The following is a 3,563-nucleotide window of genomic DNA, read 5'->3' as shown; positions in this document are numbered from 1 at the left end:
AGATGGCAACGTGTATCTAGAAGTTTCAAAAACGAAATTTGGCAGCCTCTCAAAAATGTCAAAAAAAGATCTTGAGGATTGCAGGCTCGACATTGCGTCGGGCAAAAAATCGCCTTCGGACATCCTGCTATGGAACGCCGGCGAGCAGCTGGACGTCAGTTTTCGCGACAGGGTGCTTGGCAAAGGCATACCGTGGTGGCACATGCAGGACACGTCAGTCGCCATGGCAAGTTTCGGCGGCATTTACGAAATGCACTGCGGGGCGGACGAGCTCGTTTACCCGCACCACGAATCGCACCTTGCGCAGCTGCAGGCGCTGACCGGCAAAAGAGCCCCGGTCAAAGCCTGGACGCACACGGGCCTCGTTTACGTCAACGGAGAAAAGATGGGCAAGTCTCTTGGCAACACTGTCGCGATAAGGGACCTGCTCGGCAGGCATAGCGCCAACGCAGTCAGGCTCTACCTGCTGTCAAAGCACTACCGCAAGAGATTCGACTATGATGAAAGGCACATTGAAAAATTCGAGCAGTTGAGCGATGCCATCGCAGGCGCCAGTGCCAAAAGCGACAGGCTGCCGGAGGATTTCATGCGTCGCATTGAAGACGACTTTGACACGCCCGGCGCGCTGCGGATAATGCAAAGAGCCGTGCAGAGGCGCAGCAAGGGCGTTGGAGCAATGATGAGTATCTTTGGCCTCAGATATTGAAAAGATGGAGGACAACGAGTGGTCCTTCTGCTCGCTGTGGACCGCCAAGAGAAAAGCAGGCTGCGCAAAGGCGCTTGTCAATGAAAGGCTGGCAGGCGACTATTTCTTCAACAGGGCAAGCGTCGAAGGCTGCCCGGCAGGTGAAGAGAAAAAAATTGGCCGAGTGTTTTGGGAAAAAGGCATGGACTGCTACCTTTACTTCCGCGTCGCGCCGCAGAGTTTGCGCGTGGTAGATACGATGCATGTCCTGCAATCCGCAGGAGCAGGCAAGGGTGGCAACGTTGTTCAGGTAGAGAGGAGCGGCATCCAGACATGGGTCGACATATTTTGTGAGTCTTTTGGTGTCCCGGACTGGAAGGCAGAGGTCAAAAGAATAGTCACCAGGCATTTTGCGAAACTCACCCTCCTAACAGGCTACGTGGACGATATGCCGGCAGGCTGCGCGGCGCTTTACAAAGAGAACGGCCTGACAGGGTTGTACTGCCTTGGCACGCTCCCGCGTTTCAGGGGCAAGGGCGTAGCAAAGAATATTCTCCTGCACGCGCAGCATATGGCAAAGGCTGACAGTGCGCCACTCTTTCTCCAGACGCTTGAATCCTATGGCCTGCTTGATTACTATAAAAAAATGGGCTTCAAGATTGCGTACCAAAAAACGATCTGCCAGCTCAGCAGCGAGAAAATGGACTAGTTGTTTTCCAAGTATATGGATGGTGCAAATACTGTGTTTTCAAGTATTAGCGCGCTTGCCTCATCTATCCTGCCAAAGTCAATTAGAAAATACATTGTAATTCCTGCGCACAAGTCATAGGATCCATTATAGACGGGTTGTTCATACGCCGTCGTCCCATAGACGGGGAAGCTGTTCTTTACCAAGTACTCTCGGGCTTTTCCTATTTCTGCATCGATTGTGGCCTGTGCATTATACCTACCTATTTGGCCGGAAAATTCCTGCCAATGATATTGATAGTCGGGCAAAGGGCGGATGCTGAGCCATGATTTACCTGAAACGTAAGGCAACCTAAAATCCCCGTTAGTGGGTGCCTTGCCCTCCCCTGTGCAGCTTCCCCCTCCCACGTCGATGGGACGTACCGTAGGAAGACCGGCGAGGTGTAAAGAAGAGATCAAAAGCACCACAAATACCCCGACCAGCAACCCCCCAACCTCGGGAACAATGCGAACCCTGAACCTCAGCTTTACCCCAAGGGCTATGGATGCCCCTAGCAGGACAATATTGACAGCAACAGGGAACCAGATCGAGGAAGGCTCTGAACCCCCTGAAGGTACGATGCTGCCTGCATAGAGCACAAGTATGGTTATGCAAAGGAAAGAGAGCACAGATTTGTTTTCCAGTTTATACCGGAGAAGCAGAAAAGAAGCACACAAGGCCGCTACTGCCATCGAGAGTACCAGAAGACTGAAAACTATGACGTCAAGCTGGTAGAACGGATTAAGGTACAGTGTACCTATGCTGAAAAAAGCTGCCCAGACCCCACCTAATGCAAAGGCAATACCAAGAGAATACGCCAGGATGTTGGTAATCTGGTGCTCCCCGGCGACATTGAAGAAAGGAGGTTATTAGGAATTGCGGCCAGCCTTGATCGATAACTAATAATATATTAAGCAGATTCAAATGCCAAATAGTCATGCGTAGAAAGGTCAAGGTCGCAGTCGCCGGCATCGGCAACTGCGCTTCTGCTCTCGTGCAAGGGACGCGCTATTACCGCGAAAATCCGGACGCAAAAAAGCAGGAAAGCGACTGGATCGGACTGACGGCCTACAACCTAGGCGGGCTGGAGCCGGCAGATATCGAGTTTGTCGCGGCCTTTGACGTCAACGCAAAAAAAGTCGGCAAGGACCTTTCAGAAGCGATATTTGAAAAGCCAAACAACACCATAAAAATAATCAAGGACATGGACGCGATGGGCGTCAAGGTCCAGAAAGCCGAGGTGCACGACGGCATAGGCCGCCACCTTGCGCAAAAGATCAAGATAGCCGACGGTCAGCCTGTAAACGTCACGCAGGTGCTCAAAGACACCGGCGCAGAGATGCTGCTCAACTACCTGCCGGTGGGGAGCAGGCGCGCCTCTCAATACTATGCAGAGGCTTGCCTTGACGCGGGCTGCGCGTTTGTAAACGCGATTCCCGTCTTTATAGCGTCGACGCCAAAATGGCAGCAGGCCTTTGCAGGGCGCGGCCTTGCGTGCGCCGGCGACGACGTGATGAGCCAGCTGGGGGCGACTGTCGTCCACAAGACGCTGGTAAAGCTGTTCGTAGACAGGGGCGTCAAGATCAATGAAACCTACCAGCTGAACATCGGAGGCGACATGGACTTTTACAACATGCTCGACGAGGAGCGCCTCGAGGACAAGCGCATCAGCAAGACTTCTGCCGTCGCGGCGATGGCCCCTTACGAGATACCGATGAGGATAGGGCCGTCTGACTTTGTCAACTTTCTCGAAAACGACAAGATCTGCTACATCTCTATAAAGGGCCAGTACTTTGGCGGCATCCCGGTGGAGCTCGACTTGAAGTTAAAGGTAGTCGACGCGTACAACAGCGCCGGCGTCATGATAGACGCAGCGAGGTGCGCCAAGATAGCCATCGACAGGGGCGTTTCCGGCCCGCTGGAGAGCATCTCGGCCTACTGCTTCAAGCACCCCCCGGTCCAGATGCCTTACTCTGTGGCAAAAACGAACTTTCTCGAATTCGTCGAGGGCAAGCGGGAAAGATAGCTGCTAAAATATAATTCACAAAAAGGGGATGCAAATCGACCCTAGTACACATAATTAACCGCAGATCGAATCTCAACCCGGAGCCACTTGGTCCACATTAAAAAGCTCGAGGTGTACGGGTTCAA

At 52.8% G+C, this 3,563-nt stretch carries 4 protein-coding genes; 3 read left to right on the top strand and 1 reads right to left on the bottom strand.

Features of this window, described 5'->3' with window-relative positions:
• Window positions 1-706 (top strand): class I tRNA ligase family protein (locus ACREAY_RS10695; RefSeq protein ID WP_431755758.1); only part of this gene is annotated, 706 nt, incomplete at its 5' end.
• Window positions 690-1,394, top strand: a complete 705-nt coding sequence (locus ACREAY_RS10690; protein ID WP_431755757.1) for a GNAT family N-acetyltransferase — start codon at window positions 690-692, stop codon at window positions 1,392-1,394. The genes ACREAY_RS10695 and ACREAY_RS10690, both read left to right, overlap by 17 nt.
• Here the strand turns inward: ACREAY_RS10690 and ACREAY_RS10685 are convergent.
• The gene (locus ACREAY_RS10685; protein WP_431755756.1) at window positions 1,391-2,104 is read right to left on the bottom strand and encodes a hypothetical protein; all 714 of its coding nucleotides are present in this window, start codon (window positions 2,102-2,104) and stop codon (window positions 1,391-1,393) included. The two genes, ACREAY_RS10690 and ACREAY_RS10685, sit on opposite strands and share 4 nt — an antisense overlap.
• Window positions 2,105-2,349: 245 nt before the next feature.
• On the opposite strand from ACREAY_RS10685, the gene ACREAY_RS10680 reads away from it, so the two are divergent.
• Window positions 2,350-3,438 carry an inositol-3-phosphate synthase gene (locus ACREAY_RS10680; protein ID WP_431755755.1) on the top strand — a complete coding sequence of 363 codons (1,089 nt, stop codon included), beginning with the start codon at window positions 2,350-2,352 and terminating at the stop codon, window positions 3,436-3,438.
• The last annotated feature ends 125 nt before the right edge of the window (window positions 3,439-3,563 follow it).

This window comes from Nitrososphaera sp., from assembly GCF_050748925.1.
GTDB lineage: Archaea > Thermoproteota > Nitrososphaeria > Nitrososphaerales > Nitrososphaeraceae > Nitrososphaera.
Note: the sequence above shows the minus strand (reverse complement) of the source record. Positions and strands in the feature narration are given on the sequence as shown.